Genomic DNA, 18021 nt, shown 5'->3' on the forward strand with positions numbered 1-18021 from the left:
CCAAGTGTGGGGCCGCGCCGGGGAATGGCAAGACAGGAGATGCGAATGACCGCAGGCGCGGTGGTGATCGGCGGCGGCCCGGCGGGTCTGATGGCGGCGGAAGAGCTGGCGCGGGCCGGCCATGCCGTGACCGTGATCGAGGCGAAACCCTCGCTCGGGCGCAAGCTGCTGATGGCGGGCAAGTCGGGGCTGAACCTGACCAAGGAGGAAGAGGCTGCGGCCTTCCTCGCCGCCTATGCCGAGGCCGCGCCCTGGCTCGCCCCGATGATCGCCGCCTTCGGCCCCGCCGAGGTGCGCGACTGGGCCGAGGGGCTGGGGCAGGAGACCTTCGCCGGCTCGACCGCCCGCGTCTTCCCGGTGGCGATGAAGGCCTCGCCCCTGCTGCGCGCCTGGATCGCCCGTCTGACGGACCTGGGCGTGACCTTCCGCACCCGCTGGCGCTGGACCGGCTGGGAGGGCGACGCGCTCGCCTTCGAGACGCCCGAGGGCCGCCAGTTGCTGCACTCCGCCGTGACCGTGCTGGCGCTTGGCGGAGCAAGCTGGGCGCGCCTCGGCTCGGACGGCGCCTGGGCCGCGCTGCTGGCGGCGCGCGGCATCCCGCTTGCGCCCTTCGCCCCGGCGAATGCCGGCGTGGCGGTGGCCTGGTCGCCCCATATGGCCGCGGTCTACGGCCAGCCGCTCAAGGGCGTCGCCTTCCGCGCCGGCGCCTGGACCTCGCGCGGCGAGGCGGTGATCTCGGCCCGCGGGCTCGAAGGCAGCGGCATCTACGCCGTCAGCCGCGGCCTGCGCGAGGGCCACCCGCTGGTCATCGACCTGATGCCCGACCTCGCCGAGGCCGAGGTCGCCCGCCGCCTCTCGCGCCCGCGCGGCCGCGCGAGCCTGTCGAACCATCTGCGCAAGGCGCTGAAACTCGCCCCCGCCGCCCATGCCCTGCTGAACGAATGCGCCCGCCCGCTGCCCGCCGATCCCCCGGCGCTGGCCGCGCGCATCAAGGCCCTGGCCGTCCCCAACGCCACCCTGCGCCCGATAGACGAGGCGATCTCCACCGCCGGCGGCCTGCCGCGCGCGGCGCTCGACGACGACCTGATGCTGGTGCAAATGCCCGGCGTCTTCTGCGCCGGCGAGATGCTCGACTGGGAGGCGCCGACCGGGGGCTATCTGCTCACCGCCTGCCTCGCCACCGGGCGGCACGCGGGGCAGGGCGCGGCGCGCCGGCTGGCTCTGGCCAAGGCCGGAGCCGCGGGCTAGGAAGACGCCATGACCGAGATCACCCTCATCCGCCATGGCCAGGCCAATTCCACCGCCCGCGACGAGCGGGACTACGACCGCCTCTCGCCGTTGGGCCACCGCCAGGCCGCCTGGCTGGGCGACCACCTCCGCGACAGCCTCGGCCATACCCCGCGCCTGTTCTGCGGCACGCTCACCCGCCACGTCGAGACCGCCGCCGGCATGGGCTATGGCGAGGCCACCCGCGACGCGCGCCTGAACGAGCTGGAATATTTCACCCTGGCCCAGCTGCTGCACGCGCAGCACGGCGTGCCGGTGCCCGCCGACCGCGAATCCTTCATCCGCCACCTGCCGCAGGTCTTCTCCGCCTGGGCCGAGAACCGCATCGAGGGCGCCCCCGAGAGCTTCGCCGACTTCGAGCGGCGCATCTCCGACGTGCTGCACGAGATCGCCGCCGGCTCCGGCTCGGCGCTGGTGGTCACCTCGGGCGGGCTGATCGCCGTGGCGATGCGCCGCTTCCTGAACCTCGACATGGGCGCCACCGCCCGGCTGGCGCTGGCGATCCTCAATACCTCGGTGCACCGGCTGTTCCCGATCGGCGACCAGCTCAGCCCGACGCTGTTCAACGCGGTGCCGCACCTCGAAACGCCCGACCGCCGCTTCGCCCAGACCCACCTGTGAGGACCACCATGCAGCTCTACTACGCCCGCGGAACCATCTCGATCGCCGTCGCCCTCGCCCTGCACGAGGCCGGGATCGACTTCGAACCCGTCCGCGTCGACTTCGCCAATGCCGAGCAGACCAAGCCCGCCTATCACGGCATCAACCCCAAGGGCCGGGTGCCGGCGCTGGCGACCGACCAGGGCATCCTGACCGAGACCGGGGCGATCCTCGACTACATCTCCGCGCTGGCGCCCCAGGCGAACCTGGTGCCCGAAGATGCCTTCGCCGCGGCGCGGATGCGCGAGACGATGTATTACCTGGCCTCGACCGCCCATATCAACCACGCCCACAAGATGCGCGGCGCGCGCTGGGCGACGCTCGAATCCTCCTTCGAGGACATGCGCGCCAAGGTGCCCGAGACCATGACCGCCACGGCCCGCCACCTCGAGACCCATGTCATCAAGGGCCCCTTCGTGCTGGGCGCGCAGTTCAGCCTGGCCGACCCCTACCTCTTCGTCGTCGCCACCTGGCTCGCCGGCGATTCCGTCGATGTCGCGGCCTTCCCGAAACTGACCGCCTTCATGGCGGAAATGGAGAAACGCCCCGCGGTGATCCGCGCCCGCGCCGACCGCCTGCTCTGACGCCCCTGGTTTCTCTTCTTTCCAAATACCTCCGGGGGGGCCGCCCGAAGGGTGGCGGGGGCAGCGCCCCCACCGCGCCCTCGCCACCGGGCGTCGGGGCCGGGTCGGGCTCCCCCGGTCACCCCTTGCGGATCTGGTTCGCCAGCGTGCCGATCTTCTCGATGGTCAGCTCGAAACGGTCGCCGTCGGCCAGCCGCCGCCCGGTCTCCAGCCCGCAGCCGGTGCCCACCGTGCCCGAGCCGATCACCTCGCCGGGGTAGAGCGTCTCCGACATCGAGATATGCTCGATCACCCGCGCGAAATCGTGCTGCATGGCGCGCGAGTTGCCGCCGCCCCAGCGCTCGCCGTTCACGGTCAGCTCCATGTCGAGGGCGGCGGGGTGGGGGATCTCGTCGGCGGTGACGATCCAGGGCCCGAGGATATTGCCGGTGTCGAAATCCTTGCCCTTGCAGGGGCCGAGCTGCCCCGGCATCTCCTTCATCTGCGCATCGCGCGCCGAGACGTCGTTGAGGATGGTATAGCCCCAGATATGGGCCGGCGCCTCGGCCTTGCCGATCGACGTGCCCTGCTTCCCGATCACGATGGCCAGCTCCAGCTCGACGTCGAGATGCTCGGCATAGCCGGGCCACTGCACGACCTGGCCCGAGCCGATGAAGGACATGCGGTTGCCCTTGTAATAGATCGGCTGCTGGTACCAGACCGGCGCGATCTGCCCCTTCACGCCGGTATTCTTCTCGAAGGCGGCGAGGCAGTTGGCGAGATGTTCCTCGAAGGTCAGGCAGTCGCGGTATTGCACCGGCCGGATCGGGCTGCGCATCTCGACATCGGCCAGCGCGATCGCCGGCGCGCCCTCGGCCAGCCGCGCGCGGGCGCGCTCCAGCGCCTCCGGCCCGCCCTCGACCAGCGCGACCATGTCGGGCCAGAGGTCGGAGAGGTCGACCAGTTCGCTCTCGGATTTCACCGCGACAACCTTGTCGCGGCCCTTGTGGTGGACGGTCCCGAGTTTCATCGCCTCACTCCTCGAAGATGGCGACCGCGCGGGTGAACCCACCCGAGGCGCCCTTGATCTTGAACGGGAAGGCCGAGACCATGAAGCCGGTGGCCGGCAGCCCCTCGAGGTTGGAGAGCTTCTCGATCTGGCAATAGCCCTGGTCCATGCCCGCGCGGTGGCCTTCCCAGATGATCGAGGGGTCCTTTGTCTCGGCGTATTTCCGGGCGGTCAGCGCAAAGGGCGCGTCCCAGCTCCAGGCGTCGGTGCCGCACATGCGCACGCCCTTGCTCGTCAGGTAGTTGGTCGCCTCGCGCCCCATGCCGCAGCCCTTCATGAGGTAGTCGGGTCTGCCGTAATGCATCCCCGCCGAGGTGTTCACCAGGATCACGTCCAGCGGCTGCAGCTCGTGCCCGATTCGCGCCAGCTCTTCCTCGATCTCGGCGGCGCTGATGACATGCCCGTCCGCCTTGGCGCGGAAATCGAGCTTGACGCCGGGGCCGTAGCACCATTCCAGCGGGACCTCGTCGATGGTGAAGGACTTCTGCCCGCCGCTCATGGTCGAGTGATAGTGATAGGGCGCATCCACATGGGTGCCGTTGTGGGTCGAGATGTTCAGCTGTTCGACCGCCCAGCCCTCGCCGCCCGGCAGGTCCTCGAGCGTCAGGCCGGGGAAGAACGACAGGATCTGCTCGGCGGTCTGGCTGTGGTCGAAATACTCGATCTTCGGCAGGGCCATGGGCGGATCCGAGGCGATGCCCATTTCCAGCGGTACGGAGAGGTCGACGAAACGGCGTGGCATGAGGGGGGTCCTTTCTACGGAACGAGGCCGGTGGCGATGACGGGGAAGGCCATGACGAGGCCGAGAACGGCGAGCATGATGGCGGCAAAGGGCAGGGCGCCGGCGAAGATGTCGGCCAGGGTGATGTCCGGGTCGTCCAGCGTCGCCTTGATGACATAGACCGAGAGGCCGAAGGGCGGCGTCAGCAGCCCGATCTCCACCGCGATCACGGTGACGATGCCGAACCAGACCAGGTCGACCTGCATCGGGATCACCACCGGCAGCATCAGCGGAACCAGGATCAGCATGATCGACGAGCTGTCGAGGATCATCCCCATGGCGATGACGATGGCGACATAGATCAGCATCACACCCCAGAGGCCGAGATCGGCATTGGCGGCGAACTGCCCGATGCCGGCGGGCACGCCCGAAAGCGCGAGCATCCGCGAATACATCTGCGCCGCGATGATGAGGAAGCAGACCGTGGCGGTGACGAGCCCGGTCTCGACCAGCACGGTCCAGAGCCGCTTCAGCGTCAGGCGCCGCATCCCGAAGCCCAGCAGCAGCGCGCCGATGGCGCCCATGGCCCCGGCCTCGACCGGGGTGAAGAAGCCGGCATAGATGCCGCCCAGCACCAGCGCGATCAGCAGCGCGATGGGCAGGCCCTTGGCGAGGACCTCGCGCGGGCCCAGCGCGCCCTCGTCGCTGTCCTGGTCCGGCGTGCCGACAAAGCCGGGCCACCAGAGCGCCATGGCGACGATCCCGCCCGCATAGGCCAGCGCCAGCAGCAGGCCGGGGCCGACGCCGGCAAGGAAGAGGTCGCCGATGCTCTGCTCGGCGAGGATGCCGAAGAGGATCAGCAGCAGCGAGGGCGGGATCAGCATCCCCAGCACCGAGGACCCCGCCACCACGCCCACCGCGAAACGCGGCGAATAGCCGTGGCGGATCATCTGCGGCACCGCGATACGGGTGAAGACCGCCGCCGAAGCGATCGAGATGCCGGTGATCGCGGCAAAGATCGCGTTGGCCCCCACGGTGCCGACACCCAGCCCGCCCTTCAGCCTGCGGAACAGCGCATTGGCCACGTCGAAGGCATCGCGCCCGAACCCGGCCTCGGAAACGATGAACCCCATCAGCACGAAGAGCGGCACCACGCCGAAGAAATAGCTCGAAATGGCGTCATTGGCCGCCAGCGCCAGCAGCTTGGAGGCCAGCAGCGGCGAACCCTTGATCGCCCAGACCCCGAGGTAGGAGGCCGCGATCAGCGCGATGGGCACGAAGAGCCCGAGCATCACCGCAGCGCCCATGCCGGCAAGCGACAGGAGGCCGATCTCGAAAGGCGTCATGCGAAATGCCTCCGCCAGATCCGGGCGAGGAATTGCAGGATCAGGACCACGCCGCCCACGATCAGCGTCAACTTCACCGGCCAGACCGGCGCGGTGAAATCCCCCAGCGCGCCGATGAACTCGCCGCTGGTCCAGGCCTTGGTGAAGATCGGCCAGGTGGTCGAGACGATGACCCAGAGCACCGCCACCCCGACCAGGTCGAACAGCGTCTCGACCCAGCGCCCCGCGGCGGGGGCGCGGGCGTGGAGCATGGCGAGGAAGCCTTCCGAGCGGGTCATCCGTCCGGCGCGCAGCGCGGCGGGGATCTGCAGGAAGACGATGGCGACGATGGAGAGCGTCACCATCTCGGGCACCCCGCTCACCGGCGCGTTGAACAGCACCCGCCCGCTGACGTCGATGCCGAAGAGCACCATGAGCACGAGGATCAGGGCGGAGCCGAGCACGTTCAGCCCCTGCGTCGCGGCGTCGAGCAGGCGAAGGGGCGCGGGATCGGGGCGGGGGTCTGGCATCGTGGCGGTCCTTGGTCTCGGTTGCTCCGCGCGGCGCCCCTCACCCCAACCCCTCTCCCCCGAGGGGAGAGGGGCGGGCGGGCGGAGAGGATGCGCGCGGTAACTCCCCTCCCCCCCTCGGGGGGGAGGGGCTGGGGGTGAGGGGGCGACGGAGCCCTTATTCCTTGTCCCAGTCGCGCAGCGGCTTGGCGCCGGCGGCGCGCATCGCCTCCATGTAGGTGCTCAGGATATGCGAGGCGGGCTTGCCCTGCGCGTCCAGCTCGGCGGCCCATTTCTTCGCGGCATTGTCCATGCCCTTGGCCCAGCCCATGCGCATCTCGTCCGAGGCCTCGGTGATGGTCGCCCCGGCCTCGCCCATCTTGGCGAGCGCGCCGGTCACGGCCTTCTCCAGTTCGGTGGTGTACCATTCCTGCGCGGCCTTCGAACCGGCGATGAAGGCGGCACGGGCCTCTTCCGGCAGGCCGTCCCACCAGTCCTTGTTGGCGCAGAGCGAGCCGGCGTATTGGGCGCCAAGGCCGAAGCGGGTGATGTAGGGCGCCACCTCGTAGAGCTTGCCCGGCAGCGCCGCCGAGGCGAAGACGAGCACGCCATCATACACGCCGGTCTTGATCTCGTTGTAATAGGTGGTGAGGTTGCCCGCCACGCCAACCGCGCCGGTGCCCGAAAGCCAGTTGATCGCCGCCCCCGGCGCCGCGATCTTGCGGCCCTGCAGGTCGGCCAGCGAGGTCACCGGGAAGTTGGTCATCAGCATGTAGTCGTCGATGGTGATCGGCGCGCCGATATAGACCACGCCGTTTTCGCCATAGGCCTGGGTCATCGCCGGTTCATCGGCGTGCAGCTTGTCGATCACCTGGCCGACGAGGCGCACGTCCGAGCTGACGAAGGGCGTGTAATAGGTCACGTTCTGCACCGCCAGCTTCGCCGGATCGAACAGCGCCTGGCACGAGCCGATCTCGGCCAGCCCGGCCTCGACCGTCTCCAGCTCGTCGCCCACCTTGGCCAGCGCGCCGCCGTATTGCTCGGAGAAGGTGACGCTGTGGCCGTGCTTGGCCAGTTCGGCGGTGACGGTGGGGATGAAGGCCTCGGGCATCATCCGCACCCAGCGGAACACCGGCGGATGGCCGGCGACGAGGGTGACGGTGAAATCCTCGGCGCTCGACGCCGCCGGGACCGCCAGCGCGAGCGCGGCCGCAAGGCCCAGTGTCTTCAGTCTCATTGTCTTTCTCCTCCCAAAGAAAGGCGCGTCCTCCCGCGCCGTGACATGTTCAGTCTGGCGGCGCCTCCGCCGCGATGGCCGCGCGCAGCCCGCCGCTGGCAAAGCGGACGAGCCGGGCGACCACGGCCTCGACATCCGGGGCCGGACCGCTGGCGCCGGCCAGCCGTTCGGGCCGGTCGCTGCGCGCCACGGTGGCGACCAGCGCGCCGATGGCAAAGCTGTAGCCCCAGGCCAGGACCTGCGCCGAGGCCTCCGGGCAGGCGGTCTGCAGCGCGGCGATGAAGCGGCGGGCGGTCGGGTCGTAATGCTCGGCCACCATCTGCCTGTCGCGTTCGACCCCGACCAGCAGCCCGGCGAAGATGCGCGCATAGGCCCGTCCGCCGCCCGCGGGGCCGAGGGGCGGGAGCAGCAGCGCGTCCATGATCTGTTCGACCGCATCCGGCGCCGAAAGGTCGGCCCGGTCGAGCCGGGCCAGCCGCTCGGCGTTGATATTGCCCGACCGCCGCGCGATCACGGCGGCATAAAGCCCGTCCTTGTTCTCGAAGTGGTAATGCAGCAGCCCCTGCGCCACCTCGGCGCGCTGGGCGATGGCCTTCATGCCGGCGCCCGAGAACCCCTCCTCCGAGAACACGATCTCGGCCGCGTTCAGGATGCGGTCGCGCGCGGGCAGGGTGGAACAGGTGTCGGCGGGCTTGTTCATGCCCGCAGCAAAATCCTGACTGGTCGATCAGTCAAGAGATTCCTTCGGCGCGTCATGCGCCACCGTCAGCGCGATCCGCTCGCCGGCGAAGAAGGTGATGCCGTATTCGATCGGCGTGCCGTCGAGCAGCGTGTTGACCGCGATGGTCTTGAGCAGCGGCGCGTTCTCGCGCACCCGCAGGTGCAGCGCCTGGGTGGGCGAGGCGGCCTCGGCACTGATCCTGGTGTCGCGGCGCACGTAATCCGGCACCCCGTTCGCGGCGAGCGCCTCGGTGACCGAGCCACCGGCGGCCAGCGCCTCAGCCACGCGCGGCACCCGGTCGGCGGGAAAGATGCTGGTGAACAGCGCGACCGGGGCCTCGCCGCTGCTCGACAGGCCCTCGTAGACCACCACCGGCGCGCCCGGCGCGATCTCCAGCGCGCGGGCCTCGGCCAGGTCGGCGGCGCGGGTCTCGGTGCGCAGCACCTTCTTCGCCGGCTCGCGCCCGCTCGCCCGGATGTTCTGGTGAAAGCGGACGCGGCGGCCGATGGGATAATCCGCCGGCGGCGCCTCGACAAAGACGCCGGCACCGCGCCGGGTGCGCAGGATGCCCTTGTCCACCAGGTCGGCCAGCGCGCGCCGCACGGTATGGCGGTTGACGCCGAAGCGGGTGGAAAGCTCCGCCTCGGTCGGGAGCTTGTCGCCGGGGCCATACTGGCGCGCGGCGATCTCGGCGCGCAGGGTATCGGCGATCGAGGTCCAGACCGGGGTGCGTGCCATGATTTCCGCCTCTTGCCGTCGCCGCGGCCTTGGGATAGTGATTTGTCTAGTTGTATATTTATAGACAAATCCGCAAGGTGTCCAGATGGTTAAGTCGCGGCTGAAGGCCCGGAGCCGCCGTTGAGCGCGGAGATTTTCGCGCTCGTCCTGGTGGCGGCGCTGCTGCACGCGGTCTGGAACGCGCTGGTCAAGGGCGGGGCGGACAAATCCGCCGCGATGATGGCGGTGGTGATCGGCCAGGCGGTCGCGGGCCTCCTGGTGCTGCCCTTCGCCACGGTGCCCGATCTCGCCAGTCTGCCCTTCATGTTCCTCGGCATGGCGCTGCACATCGGCTACCAGGTCTTCCTCGTCGCGGCCTATCGCATCGGCGACCTGACGCAGGTCTACCCGATCGCGCGGGGCGCCTCGCCGATGATCGTCACCGCCGTCTCGGTGCTGCTGCTGGGTGTCCAGTTCACCACCGGCGAGCTGCTGGCGGTGGCGCTGATCGCGCTCGGCATCGCCAGCATGAGCCTCGGGCGCGGCGCGGCGGGGCTGGTGCAGGGCAAGGCGACGCTGCTGGCGCTGATAACCGGGGCCTTCATCGCCTCCTATTCCATGTCCGACGGCTGGGGCGCGCGGCTGGCGGGCACGGCGCTGGGCTATTACGGCTGGGTCTCGATCCTGAACGCGGTGGGCTTCATGGCGCTGGCCCGCGTGCTGCGCCCCGGGCTGGTCACGGCCGGGTTCCGGCAGCGCAAGAGCCTGGTGATCGGCGGCGGCGCCTCGTTCATCGCCTACGCGCTGGTGGTCTATGCCTTCACCCAGGCGCCCATCGCGCTGGTGACCGCGCTGCGCGAGACGAGCATCGTCTTCGCGCTGGGCATCGGGGTGCTTTTCCTCGGCGAGCGGATCACGCCCTTGAAGGTGCTGGCGACGCTGGCGACAGTGGCAGGGGCGATCCTGCTGCGGCTGGCGCATCTCTGAGGGGGCAGGCATGGAAACCGTATTCACCAACGCGCAGCTGGTCCTCGACGGCGAGGTCCGGCCCGGTTCGCTGGCGGTTGCCGAGGGGCGCATCACCGCCATCGGCGGCCCGTCGTCGGTGCCCGGCGCGGTGGACTGCGAGGGCGACCTTCTGCTGCCCGGCCTGATCGAGCTGCATACCGACAACCTCGAACGCCACCTCCAGCCGCGCCCCGGTGTCGGCTGGCCCCACGGGCCGGCGATCCTGGCCCATGACGCCGAACTGGCGGGGGCGGGCATCACCACCGTCTTCGACGCGCTGCGCGTCGGGGTGGTGGTCGGGGCCGAAGGCTCGTCGCTGCAGCAATACGCCCGCGAACTGGCAAGCGAGGTGCTCGACCTGCGCGCCCGCGGCGTGCTGTGCATCAGCCACTTCCTGCACCTGCGGGCCGAGGTCTGCTCCACCTCGCTCGACACCGAGCTGGCCGCCTTCGGGGCCGAGGACCGCATCGGCATCGTCTCGGTCATGGACCACACGCCGGGCCAGCGGCAGTTCCGCGACCCGGTGGCGCTGGAACGCTACTGGCGCGGCAAGCGCGGCCTCGACGGCGAGGGCTTCGCCCGGCTGGTCGAGCGGCGCATCGAGGTCGGCCAGACCCATGGCGCGGCCAATGTCGCCTGCGCGTTGGCGGCGGCGCGGCGGCTGGGGGCGATCCTCGCCAGCCACGATGACACCACGCCCGAACATGTCGCCGAAAGCGCCGCCCAGGGTGCCCGCGTGGCCGAGTTCCCGACCACGCCCGAGGCGGCGCGCGCCTGCCATGCCCATGGCATCGCGGTGATGATGGGCGCGCCGAACCTGGTGCGCGGCGGCTCGCACTCGGGCAATGCCGCCGCCGAGGACCTGGCGCGCGCGGGCCTGCTCGACGTGCTTTCCTCCGACTACGTGCCGGCGGCGCTGCTGATGGCGGCGCTGCAGCTGGGCGATCTCTGGGGCGACGTTGCGCGCGGCATCGCCACGGTGACCTCGGCCCCCGCCAGGGCGGCGGCGCTGGCCGACCGGGGCCGGCTGGCCGAGGGCCTGCGCGCCGACCTCGTCCGCGTGGCCCGCCCCGGCGGGCTGGCGGTGGTCCGCGGCAGCTGGAGCGCCGGCCGCCGGGTCGGCTGACCCGACCCGCGCCAAAACGCTTGCCTCACGGCGCATCGCTTTCTACCGTGGCCGCCAGTCTGCGTGCAAAAGGGCGGTAAAAAGCGCCAAACCGGGGAGGTAAACGCATGACCCTTACGGTCGACGCCGTGCCACGCGTGTGGCACCGGCACTATGGCGCTGGCATCCGTGCGGACCTCGATCCGCCGGAAACCACCTGGACGGCGATGATGAGCGAGGCCTTCGACCGCTTCGCCGACACCGTGCTGATCGAATACTACGGCAAGAGCTTCACCTATGCCGAGATGCGCGCCCTTGCGGCGCGGGTCGCCGCGGCGCTGAAGGCGCGGGGGATCGCCAAGGGCGACCGGGTGGCGCTGCACCTGCCGAACTGCCCCTGGCACCCGATCTTCTTCTTCGGCGTCATCGCGGCGGGCGGGGTGGTCACGCATCTCTCGCCCCTCGATGCCGAGGCCGAGATCGCCCACAAGCTCGCCGACAGCGGCGCGAAGCTGGTGGTCAGCCTGACCACGCCCGAATTCGCCCGCCCCTTCGAACGGCTGCTGGCCGAGGGCCGGCTGCCGCCGCTGGTGCAATGCCCCGACCCGGCCTCGGGGCAGGGGCGGCCCTGCCCGGTGCTCGAAGGCGCGCTCTCGGTCGAGGACTTCTGGGCCGGCCACGAGGGTGCTCCCTACGCGCCCGAACCGGTCACGCCCGGGGACATGATGCTGCTGCAATATACCGGCGGCACCACCGGCGTGCCCAAGGCGGCGGTGCTGAGCCACCGCAACATCACCGCGGCGGTGCTGATGTATCACGAGGCCTCGAAGCTCGAGGAGGCCAATGCGCCGGGCATGGCCACGCTGGTGATCTCGCCGCTCTTCCACATCATGGGCCTGACCGTCGGCCTGCTGAAACGCACCTGGGAGGGCGGGCGGCTGCACCTGCGCCTGCGCTACGACCCCGAGATGGCGGTGCGCGAGATCGAGGAAAAGCGCATCGCCTCCTTCGGCGGGGTGCCCACGGTCTGGATCGCCCTGCTGCAGATCCCCGGCATCGAGACCCGCGACCTCTCCTCGCTGAAGAGCGTCGGCTCGGGCGGCGCGCCCCTGCCGGTCGAGGTCTACAACCGCGTGAAGCAGCTGACCGGCCTCAAGCTGCGCGGCGGCTGGGGCATGACCGAGACCTCGCCCGCCGGCACCTCGGTGCCCGCCGACATGCCCGACGCCAAGCTCGGCACCATCGGCATCCCGCTGCCGGGCATCGACATGAAGATCGTCGACGTCGACAACCCCGCCCGCGACCTCGGCCCCGGCGAGACGGGCGAAATGGCGATCCGGGGGGCGAATGTCACGGCGGGCTACTGGAACAAGCCCGAGGAGACGGCAGCGGCCTTCCACGACGGATGGTTCCTCACCGGCGACATCGGCTACATGGACGCGGAGGGCTATTTCTACATCGTCGACCGCAAGAAGGACATGATCCTCTCGGGCGGCTTCAATGTCTACCCGCTGGTGATTGAGAGCGCGGTGCACCAGCACCCGGATGTCTCCGAGGCCATCGCCATCGGCGTGCCCGACGCCTATCGCGGCGAAAGCGCCAAGGTCTTCGTGGTGCTGAACCGCGGCGCGAAGCCCTTCGCGCTGGACGAGCTGCGGGCCTTCCTCGCCGACCGGCTGGGCAGGCACGAGATCCCCCGCTACCTCGAATTCCGCGAAAGCCTGCCGCATACCCCGGTAGGCAAGCCCGACCGCAAGGCGCTGCGGGCGCAGGAACGTGCCGGGGTGGCGGACTAGCCGCGCCGGAACACGAAGGCCGCCGCGATCGCCAGGCCGAAGAGGCCGAGCCCGGCGATGGCATGGGACATCGACACCAGGTCGCCGATCGCGCCGACGATCAGCCCGCTGAGCGAGACGGCGGCAAAGCTGGCCGAGCTCCACCAGGTCATCACCCGCGCCCGGTGGGTATCCTCGACCTCGAGCTGGACGATGATCTGGCTGCCGATGCCGACGAAGGTTGCCACGAACCCCAGCGCGGCAGCCACGGCCACATCGACCTCGAACGACAGGCCGGCGGCGAACAGCAGGGCGAAGACCGCCCCGGCGAAGGGGAAGACCGGCAGCATCCGGCGCAGCTGCGGCGCGTCGGACTTGAGCCATCCGATCAGCGCGGCGCCCGCGACCGAGCCGAGCCCGGCAGAGGAGGTCATCCAGGTCAGATCGGCGGGCGAGCCGTCAAACAGGCCGCCGACCACGGCGGGCATGTTCTCGACGATCCCGCGCACCAGAAAGCCGTTGGCGGCCGCCATCAGCAGGCTCCAGCGGATCAGCGGCCGGCTCACCGCATAGCGCAGCCCGTCCACCAGCCCCGCGCCCAACCGGGTGCGCCCCGCGGCCTTGACCGGCCGCGCGCCCATCGGCAGCACCGCGACGAGGATCACCACCGGCAGGTAGGACAGCGTGTTGATGAAGAAGGTCCAGCTGAGCCCCGAGGTGGTGATGAGCAGCCCCGCCACCGCCGGCCCGATCACCCGCGAGGCGTTGAACGAGATCGCCGAGAGCGCCACCGCGCGCGGCAGGTAATCGCGCGGGGCGATCATCGGCAGGAAGGTCAGCCGCACCGGATGCATCGCCGCGCCGATCACGCCGATCAGCAGGGCGAGGAAGACCAGCAGCTCCAGCGTGATCGTCTCGGTGGCGACCAGCAGGAACAGCACCATCGACACCGAGGCGAAGCAGGCATTCGACAGCAGCATCGCCTTGCGCACGTTCCAGCCCTCGGCAAAGACCGCGACGAAGGGACCGAAGAGCGCGGCGGGCAGCAGCACCGCCATCGAGACGAAACCGGTCCAGAAGGTCGATCCCGTCAGCGTCCAGGCCAGCCAGCCGAGCGCGATCCGCTCGGTCCAGGTGCCGATCAGCGAGATTAGGCTGGCCGCGACGAACATGTGCACCGCCCGGATGGTGCGCGCGCCGGATCCGGCCGCCGTTCCGGCCGTGTGGTCCTCTGGCGGCGGGCGCGTACCTGTGTCCATCGGGGGCGACGTCCTTTGCGGGTTTGCCGGTCGGGCCGCGCGGTACACGCGGCTCCGCGCGCAGCGGGGCGCGTGGGCTTGCGTGCCGGTCGGCTGGGTTGCGCCGGCAAGGATGCCGGCCTGCGCGGAAACTTGTGCAAACGACCCGGCGTGTCAATCGCTTCCTGCCCGGCGCCCCGGCGGTTCGCCAAGCCCCAAACGAAAAGGCCTGCCGGCGGGATCGCCGGCAGGCCGATGGCTCCAGACCGAACCGGTATCAGAACCGGTAGGTGGCCTTCAGGTGGACGGTGTTGAAGTCCACGTCGCCGCCGCCGTTGCCGACGTCGTCGAAGCTGTGGAACATGTATTCGGCACCGACCGTCCAGTTGTCGGCCACGCGCCAGTCGTAACCGACGCCGACGACATAGCTGTTGGCGCTGCCGTCAAAGAAGGTGCCGACGCCCGAGAAGTCGCCATAGGCATAGCCGAGCGAACCGTAGAGCAGCCCGTTGCCCATCTCCTTGCCGCCGATCAGCTTCAGCCGCGCCATGTTGTCGAAGGTCGCGGTATTGCCGGTGCCGGGGTCGGTCACGGTCACGTCGGCCCAGTCGTACTGGAATTCCGGACCCATGTACCAGCCGTTGCCGAGGTTGAAGAGGTAACCGGCGGTAAGGCCGCCAATCACGCTGTTCTCGTCAAAGCTGCCGCCAAGATCGAACTTGCCGAAGGTATAGCCCAGCTGGGCACCGACATAGCCGCCTTCCCAGAAAGAGCCGACCTGCACGGGGGCAGGGGCGACGACGACCGGTTCGACGATCGGCGTGGCCGGGCTGCCGGCGAATGCGGTGCTGGCCGCAGTGGTGCCGGCGAGAACGAGTGCGAGTGTTCGGAACATGGTATTTCTCCTGTGCTCGATTCCGTCGCAAGGAACATGCCGGCGCCGCGTCGCGACACCGTGCTGCCCTTGCTTCACGGGGATATAAGTGCTGCGCAGGAGGGATGTTCCCTCACGGTTCCGTCAGTGGCGGGAACCTGCCCGTTTCAGGCCCCGCTGGCATGAAACAGCCGGTCGCGGGCGGCGCGATACTCGCGCTCCAGCCGGTCGACCAGCTGGGCGGCGGGCACGACTTCCTTCACCGCGCCGATCCCCTGGCCCGAGCCCCAGATCTCCTTCCAGCTCTTCGGCTTCTGCCGGTCGGCACCGAAATTCATCGCCGACGGGTCGGACCGTTCGAGGTTGTCCGGGTCCATGCCCGCAGCGGCGATCGAGGGCTTGAGGTAGTTGCCCCAGACCCCGGTGAAGAGGTCGGAATAGACGATGTCGCTGGCGCCGTTCTCGACGATCATCTGCTTGTAGCCCGGCACGGCATTGGCCTCTTCAGTCGCGATGAAGGCCGAACCGATATAGGCGAGGTCCGCCCCCGCCGCCTGCGCCGCGAGGATGGCATCGCCCCGCGCGATGGCGCCCGACAGCGCCAGCGGGCCGTCGAACCACTCGCGGATCTCCTGCACCAGCGCGAAGGGCGAGAGCGCCCCGGCATGGCCGCCCGCCCCGGCGGCCACCGCGATCAGCCCGTCGGCGCCTTTTTCCACGGCCTTCTTGGCAAAGCGGTTGTTGATGACGTCATGCAGGGTGATCCCGCCGACCGAATGCGCCGCCTCGTTCACCCATTCCTGCGCGCCGAGCGAGGTGATCCAGACCGGCACCCTGTGCTTGACGCAGATCTCCACGTCGCGCTCCAGCCGCGCGTTCGAGCGATGGACGATCTGGTTCACCGCGAAGGGCGCGGCGGGGGTGTCGGGATTGGCCTGGTTGTGGCGGTCCAGCTCTTCCGTGATCCGGACCAGCCAGCGCTCCAGCTCGATCGGCTCGCCCTCCTTCTCGCGCGCGTTCAGCGCCGGGAACGACCCGACGATCCCGGCCTTGCACTGGGCGATCACCAGGTCCGGGTTCGAGATGATGAACAGCGGCGAACCGATGACCGGAAGACGCAGGCGGGACAGGGCTTTGGGAAGGGTCACGGGGGGCAGTCTCCGGTTTGGTTGATCTTGGCGCGAGCCTAGCGGGGCTCGGATGGAAGTAAAGCGGGCCGCTGCGTCAGACCCGCAGCCGTTCAGCCATGCGGCGTCCGGCCCGGTTCGTCGGCTTTTCGACCAGCATGTAGGTCAGCGTCGAGATGACCACGGTGATGGCATAGACGATTGCGAACCGGGCCAGCCCCGAGGGCGGCATCCAGGCAAAGCTGCCAAGGACATGCACGACCAGATAGTGCACCAGGTAGATGCTGTAGCTGATCGACCCGAGAAAGAGCATCGGCCGCGGCGTGAGGATATGTGCCACGTATCCCGCCCTGGCCGGGGTGACGAAGACGATCAGCACCGCCGTGCAGAGCGCCAGCAGCGCCGAACGGCCGTCGAAGGGGATGCAGAGCGCCAACGCCCCGAGCGCCAACGCGCCGCCCGCCCAGAGCGCCGCGCGCACCGAGGGCGCCGAGCGCTGCCGCTCGCGCAGGTGGTAGGTCAGAGCGCCGACAAGGAACAGGTGGCCATGCGCGATGGGCGACCATTTCACCGCAAGTGAGCTGCCCAAGGTTTTCTTGGCTACCCAGGCCGGGGACGCCGTCAATACCAGCATGACCAGCCCGATCGCGACAGTGCCGCGCAGGCTCCGCACCAGGGGAAGCAGCAGCGGCAGGCAGGCATACCAGAACACCTCCACCGGGATCGTCCATTCGACCCCCAGAAGCGAGTTTGCCACGCGGTAGTCGAAATAGCTGAGCAGGCTCAGGTGCATCAGGTAGTTGTAGAGATCGGGCTGCGCTCCTAGCTCTTCCATCCAGGGCGTCGGCGGGAAGGCTCCCGTCGCCCAGAGCGCGATCGCCACCGAGATCATCATCCAGTAGAGCGGAACGATGCGCATGATCCTGCGGGTCAGATAGGACCGGTAGTCGCGCGCCTCGGCATAGGTCTTGGCAATGGTGAAGCCGGAGATGACAAAGAAGATGTCGACCCCGTATTTCCCGGCATCGGTGATCGACCGGCCGACAGGACCGAAATCGACGAAGGCGCCGGTGTGGATGATGACGACCATCGTGGCAGCTATGGCCCGCAGTCCCGTAATGAAATCCGTGTCACCGTAATGCCGCAAAAGGCGAGGTGCTTCCGTCAAATCAAGTTGTCCCTGTTGTCTTGCAATTGCCCGGTCGCATCCCTGCCGCCGAGCGGTCTTACACCTCAGCCCGCATCCGCTGCGCCAGGGTCTGGGTCATCTGCACCAGCCGCGGGCCGATCTCGGCGACCAGCCGGTCGGCAGGCAGGAAGCTCGCCGGGCCGCCGACGTTGAAGGCCAGCAGCGTGCCGCCCTTGTGGGCGCTCGGGAAGGGCACCGCCACCGAATGCACGCCGGGGTTCCATTCGCCGAAATTGGCGTAGAAACCGCGTTCCGCCACCTCGGCCGCCGCCTGGCGGATGCCGTCGCGCAGGGCCGGCCAGGCCTCCTTGCCGGCATGGCGGCGCAGCTCGGCCATCAGCTTGTCGCGCTCCTCCTCGGGGCAGGCGGCCAGCCAGGCCCGGCCCATCGCCGAACGCGCCAGCGAGATGCGCGAACCGACGCCCAGCTGCAGCGAGATCACGCTCGGCGTGCGGGCGCAGGCGATATAGGTCATGGTGCGGGCATCGCGGCCCCCGAGCGCCACCAGCACGCCCTCGCCGCAGCTGTCGGCCAGCTCCTGCATGTGCGGTTGCGCCGCTTCGCGGATCGGCATTCCCGAGAGGCAGGCATAGCCCAGCCCCAGCACCGGCACACCCATGCGGTAGCGGCCCGTGGTCTTGTCATAGCTCAGGTAGCCGGTCTCCAGCAGCGTGAAGGTCAGCCGCGAGACGGTCGAGTTCGGCAGGCCGGTGCGCTCGGCGATGTCGCCGTTGCTGAGCCCGGCCCGGTCGTCGGGGCGGAAGGCGCGCAGCACCTCGAGCCCGCGGTGCAGGGAGGTGATGAACTGGCGGTCGTTCTGCGCCTCGCTCGGCGCGCCGCTGGTGGTTTCCGTGCTGACCCGCTTGCGCAAGGCTCTGTTCCCTTGTTTCCTGTTG

General features: G+C 69.6%; 18 protein-coding genes. 6 read left to right on the forward strand and 12 right to left on the reverse strand.

All coding sequences use genetic code 11. The features are described 5' to 3' along the window. Positions 1-39: 39 nt before the first annotated feature. The 3 genes from IE266_RS06645 to IE266_RS06655 are packed head-to-tail and all read left to right on the forward strand — an operon-like array spanning position 40 to position 2531. A complete protein-coding gene (locus IE266_RS06645; protein WP_373310524.1) occupies positions 40-1248 on the forward strand; it encodes a TIGR03862 family flavoprotein in 1209 nt (402 codons plus the stop codon). A 9-nt stretch (positions 1249-1257) separates the two neighbouring features. Continuing rightward, positions 1258-1908 carry a histidine phosphatase family protein gene (locus tag IE266_RS06650; protein ID WP_189679248.1) on the forward strand — a complete coding sequence of 217 codons (651 nt, stop codon included), beginning with the start codon at positions 1258-1260 and terminating at the stop codon, positions 1906-1908. A gap of 8 nt (positions 1909-1916) precedes the next feature. Further along, positions 1917-2531: a glutathione S-transferase family protein gene (locus tag IE266_RS06655; RefSeq protein ID WP_189679249.1), complete on the forward strand. Its 615-nt coding sequence runs from the start codon at positions 1917-1919 to the stop codon at positions 2529-2531. Between the two features lie 118 nt (positions 2532-2649). Here the strand turns inward: IE266_RS06655 and IE266_RS06660 are convergent, their stop codons facing one another. The 7 genes from IE266_RS06660 to phnF form a co-directional block, all read right to left on the reverse strand. Beyond that, on the reverse strand, positions 2650-3540 hold the full coding sequence (locus IE266_RS06660; RefSeq protein WP_189679250.1) for a fumarylacetoacetate hydrolase family protein: 891 nt from the start codon (positions 3538-3540) through the stop codon (positions 2650-2652). Positions 3541-3544: 4 nt separating this feature from the next. Then, a complete protein-coding gene (locus IE266_RS06665; protein WP_189679251.1) occupies positions 3545-4321 on the reverse strand; it encodes a cyclase family protein in 777 nt (258 codons plus the stop codon). A gap of 14 nt (positions 4322-4335) precedes the next feature. Next, positions 4336-5646, reverse strand: coding sequence for a TRAP transporter large permease (locus IE266_RS06670; protein WP_189679252.1), 1311 nt, complete (start codon positions 5644-5646; stop codon positions 4336-4338). Next, a complete protein-coding gene (locus IE266_RS06675; RefSeq protein ID WP_189679253.1) occupies positions 5643-6155 on the reverse strand; it encodes a TRAP transporter small permease subunit in 513 nt (170 codons plus the stop codon). Before IE266_RS06675 ends, IE266_RS06670 begins: the two co-directional genes overlap by 4 nt. Before the next feature lie 157 nt (positions 6156-6312). Continuing rightward, the gene (locus tag IE266_RS06680; protein ID WP_189679254.1) at positions 6313-7371 is read right to left on the reverse strand and encodes a C4-dicarboxylate TRAP transporter substrate-binding protein; all 1059 of its coding nucleotides are present in this window, start codon (positions 7369-7371) and stop codon (positions 6313-6315) included. Between the two features lie 49 nt (positions 7372-7420). Continuing rightward, positions 7421-8071, reverse strand: coding sequence for a TetR/AcrR family transcriptional regulator (locus tag IE266_RS06685; protein ID WP_189679255.1), 651 nt, complete (start codon positions 8069-8071; stop codon positions 7421-7423). A 27-nt stretch (positions 8072-8098) separates the two neighbouring features. Beyond that, positions 8099-8830, reverse strand: coding sequence for a phosphonate metabolism transcriptional regulator PhnF (gene phnF / locus IE266_RS06690; protein ID WP_189679256.1), 732 nt, complete (start codon positions 8828-8830; stop codon positions 8099-8101). 120 nt (positions 8831-8950) lie between these two features. On the opposite strand from phnF, the gene IE266_RS06695 reads away from it, so the two are divergent. From IE266_RS06695 to IE266_RS06705, 3 genes are all read left to right on the forward strand, one after another. Beyond that, the gene (locus IE266_RS06695) at positions 8951-9796 is read left to right on the forward strand and encodes an EamA family transporter (protein WP_189679257.1); all 846 of its coding nucleotides are present in this window, start codon (positions 8951-8953) and stop codon (positions 9794-9796) included. A 10-nt stretch (positions 9797-9806) separates the two neighbouring features. Continuing rightward, positions 9807-10943 (forward strand): alpha-D-ribose 1-methylphosphonate 5-triphosphate diphosphatase, encoded by a 1137-nt coding sequence (locus tag IE266_RS06700; RefSeq protein ID WP_189679258.1) that lies wholly within the window; start codon positions 9807-9809, stop codon positions 10941-10943. Positions 10944-11050: 107 nt separating this feature from the next. Further along, positions 11051-12718 carry an AMP-binding protein gene (locus tag IE266_RS06705; protein WP_189679259.1) on the forward strand — a complete coding sequence of 556 codons (1668 nt, stop codon included), beginning with the start codon at positions 11051-11053 and terminating at the stop codon, positions 12716-12718. Here IE266_RS06705 and IE266_RS06710 read toward each other — a convergent pair. The 5 genes from IE266_RS06710 to IE266_RS06730 all read right to left on the reverse strand — a co-directional run bounded on the left by IE266_RS06710 (position 12715) and on the right by IE266_RS06730 (position 17996). Beyond that, the gene (locus IE266_RS06710; RefSeq protein WP_189679260.1) at positions 12715-13956 is read right to left on the reverse strand and encodes an MFS transporter; all 1242 of its coding nucleotides are present in this window, start codon (positions 13954-13956) and stop codon (positions 12715-12717) included. The two genes, IE266_RS06705 and IE266_RS06710, sit on opposite strands and share 4 nt — an antisense overlap. Before the next feature lie 256 nt (positions 13957-14212). Beyond that, on the reverse strand, positions 14213-14830 hold the full coding sequence (locus IE266_RS06715) for an outer membrane protein (RefSeq protein WP_189679261.1): 618 nt from the start codon (positions 14828-14830) through the stop codon (positions 14213-14215). 146 nt (positions 14831-14976) lie between these two features. Next, positions 14977-15957: an NAD(P)H-dependent flavin oxidoreductase gene (locus IE266_RS06720; protein ID WP_189679262.1), complete on the reverse strand. Its 981-nt coding sequence runs from the start codon at positions 15955-15957 to the stop codon at positions 14977-14979. A 76-nt stretch (positions 15958-16033) separates the two neighbouring features. Continuing rightward, positions 16034-17104 carry an acyltransferase family protein gene (locus tag IE266_RS06725; protein WP_189679263.1) on the reverse strand — a complete coding sequence of 357 codons (1071 nt, stop codon included), beginning with the start codon at positions 17102-17104 and terminating at the stop codon, positions 16034-16036. 58 nt (positions 17105-17162) lie between these two features. Next, a complete protein-coding gene (locus tag IE266_RS06730) occupies positions 17163-17996 on the reverse strand; it encodes an IclR family transcriptional regulator (protein ID WP_189679264.1) in 834 nt (277 codons plus the stop codon). Positions 17997-18021 lie beyond the last annotated feature (25 nt).

The organism is Seohaeicola zhoushanensis (assembly GCF_014656415.1).
Taxonomy (GTDB): Bacteria; Pseudomonadota; Alphaproteobacteria; order Rhodobacterales; family Rhodobacteraceae; genus Seohaeicola_A; species Seohaeicola_A zhoushanensis.

Excerpts from the sequence above, each read along its gene's own strand:
- IE266_RS06645 (WP_373310524.1), top strand. The coding sequence starts at position 40 with ATGCGAATGACCGCAGGCGCGGTGGTGATCGGCGGCGGCCCGGCGGGT.
- IE266_RS06650 (WP_189679248.1), top strand. The coding sequence starts at position 1,258 with ATGACCGAGATCACCCTCATCCGCCATGGCCAGGCCAATTCCACCGCC.
- IE266_RS06655 (WP_189679249.1), top strand. The coding sequence starts at position 1,917 with ATGCAGCTCTACTACGCCCGCGGAACCATCTCGATCGCCGTCGCCCTC.
- IE266_RS06660 (WP_189679250.1), bottom strand. The coding sequence starts at position 3,540 with ATGAAACTCGGGACCGTCCACCACAAGGGCCGCGACAAGGTTGTCGCG.
- IE266_RS06665 (WP_189679251.1), bottom strand. The coding sequence starts at position 4,321 with ATGCCACGCCGTTTCGTCGACCTCTCCGTACCGCTGGAAATGGGCATC.
- IE266_RS06670 (WP_189679252.1), bottom strand. The coding sequence starts at position 5,646 with ATGACGCCTTTCGAGATCGGCCTCCTGTCGCTTGCCGGCATGGGCGCT.
- IE266_RS06675 (WP_189679253.1), bottom strand. The coding sequence starts at position 6,155 with ATGCCAGACCCCCGCCCCGATCCCGCGCCCCTTCGCCTGCTCGACGCC.
- IE266_RS06680 (WP_189679254.1), bottom strand. The coding sequence starts at position 7,371 with ATGAGACTGAAGACACTGGGCCTTGCGGCCGCGCTCGCGCTGGCGGTC.
- IE266_RS06685 (WP_189679255.1), bottom strand. The coding sequence starts at position 8,071 with ATGAACAAGCCCGCCGACACCTGTTCCACCCTGCCCGCGCGCGACCGC.
- phnF (WP_189679256.1), bottom strand. The coding sequence starts at position 8,830 with ATGGCACGCACCCCGGTCTGGACCTCGATCGCCGATACCCTGCGCGCC.
- IE266_RS06700 (WP_189679258.1), top strand. The coding sequence starts at position 9,807 with ATGGAAACCGTATTCACCAACGCGCAGCTGGTCCTCGACGGCGAGGTC.
- IE266_RS06705 (WP_189679259.1), top strand. The coding sequence starts at position 11,051 with ATGACCCTTACGGTCGACGCCGTGCCACGCGTGTGGCACCGGCACTAT.
- IE266_RS06710 (WP_189679260.1), bottom strand. The coding sequence starts at position 13,956 with ATGGACACAGGTACGCGCCCGCCGCCAGAGGACCACACGGCCGGAACG.
- IE266_RS06715 (WP_189679261.1), bottom strand. The coding sequence starts at position 14,830 with ATGTTCCGAACACTCGCACTCGTTCTCGCCGGCACCACTGCGGCCAGC.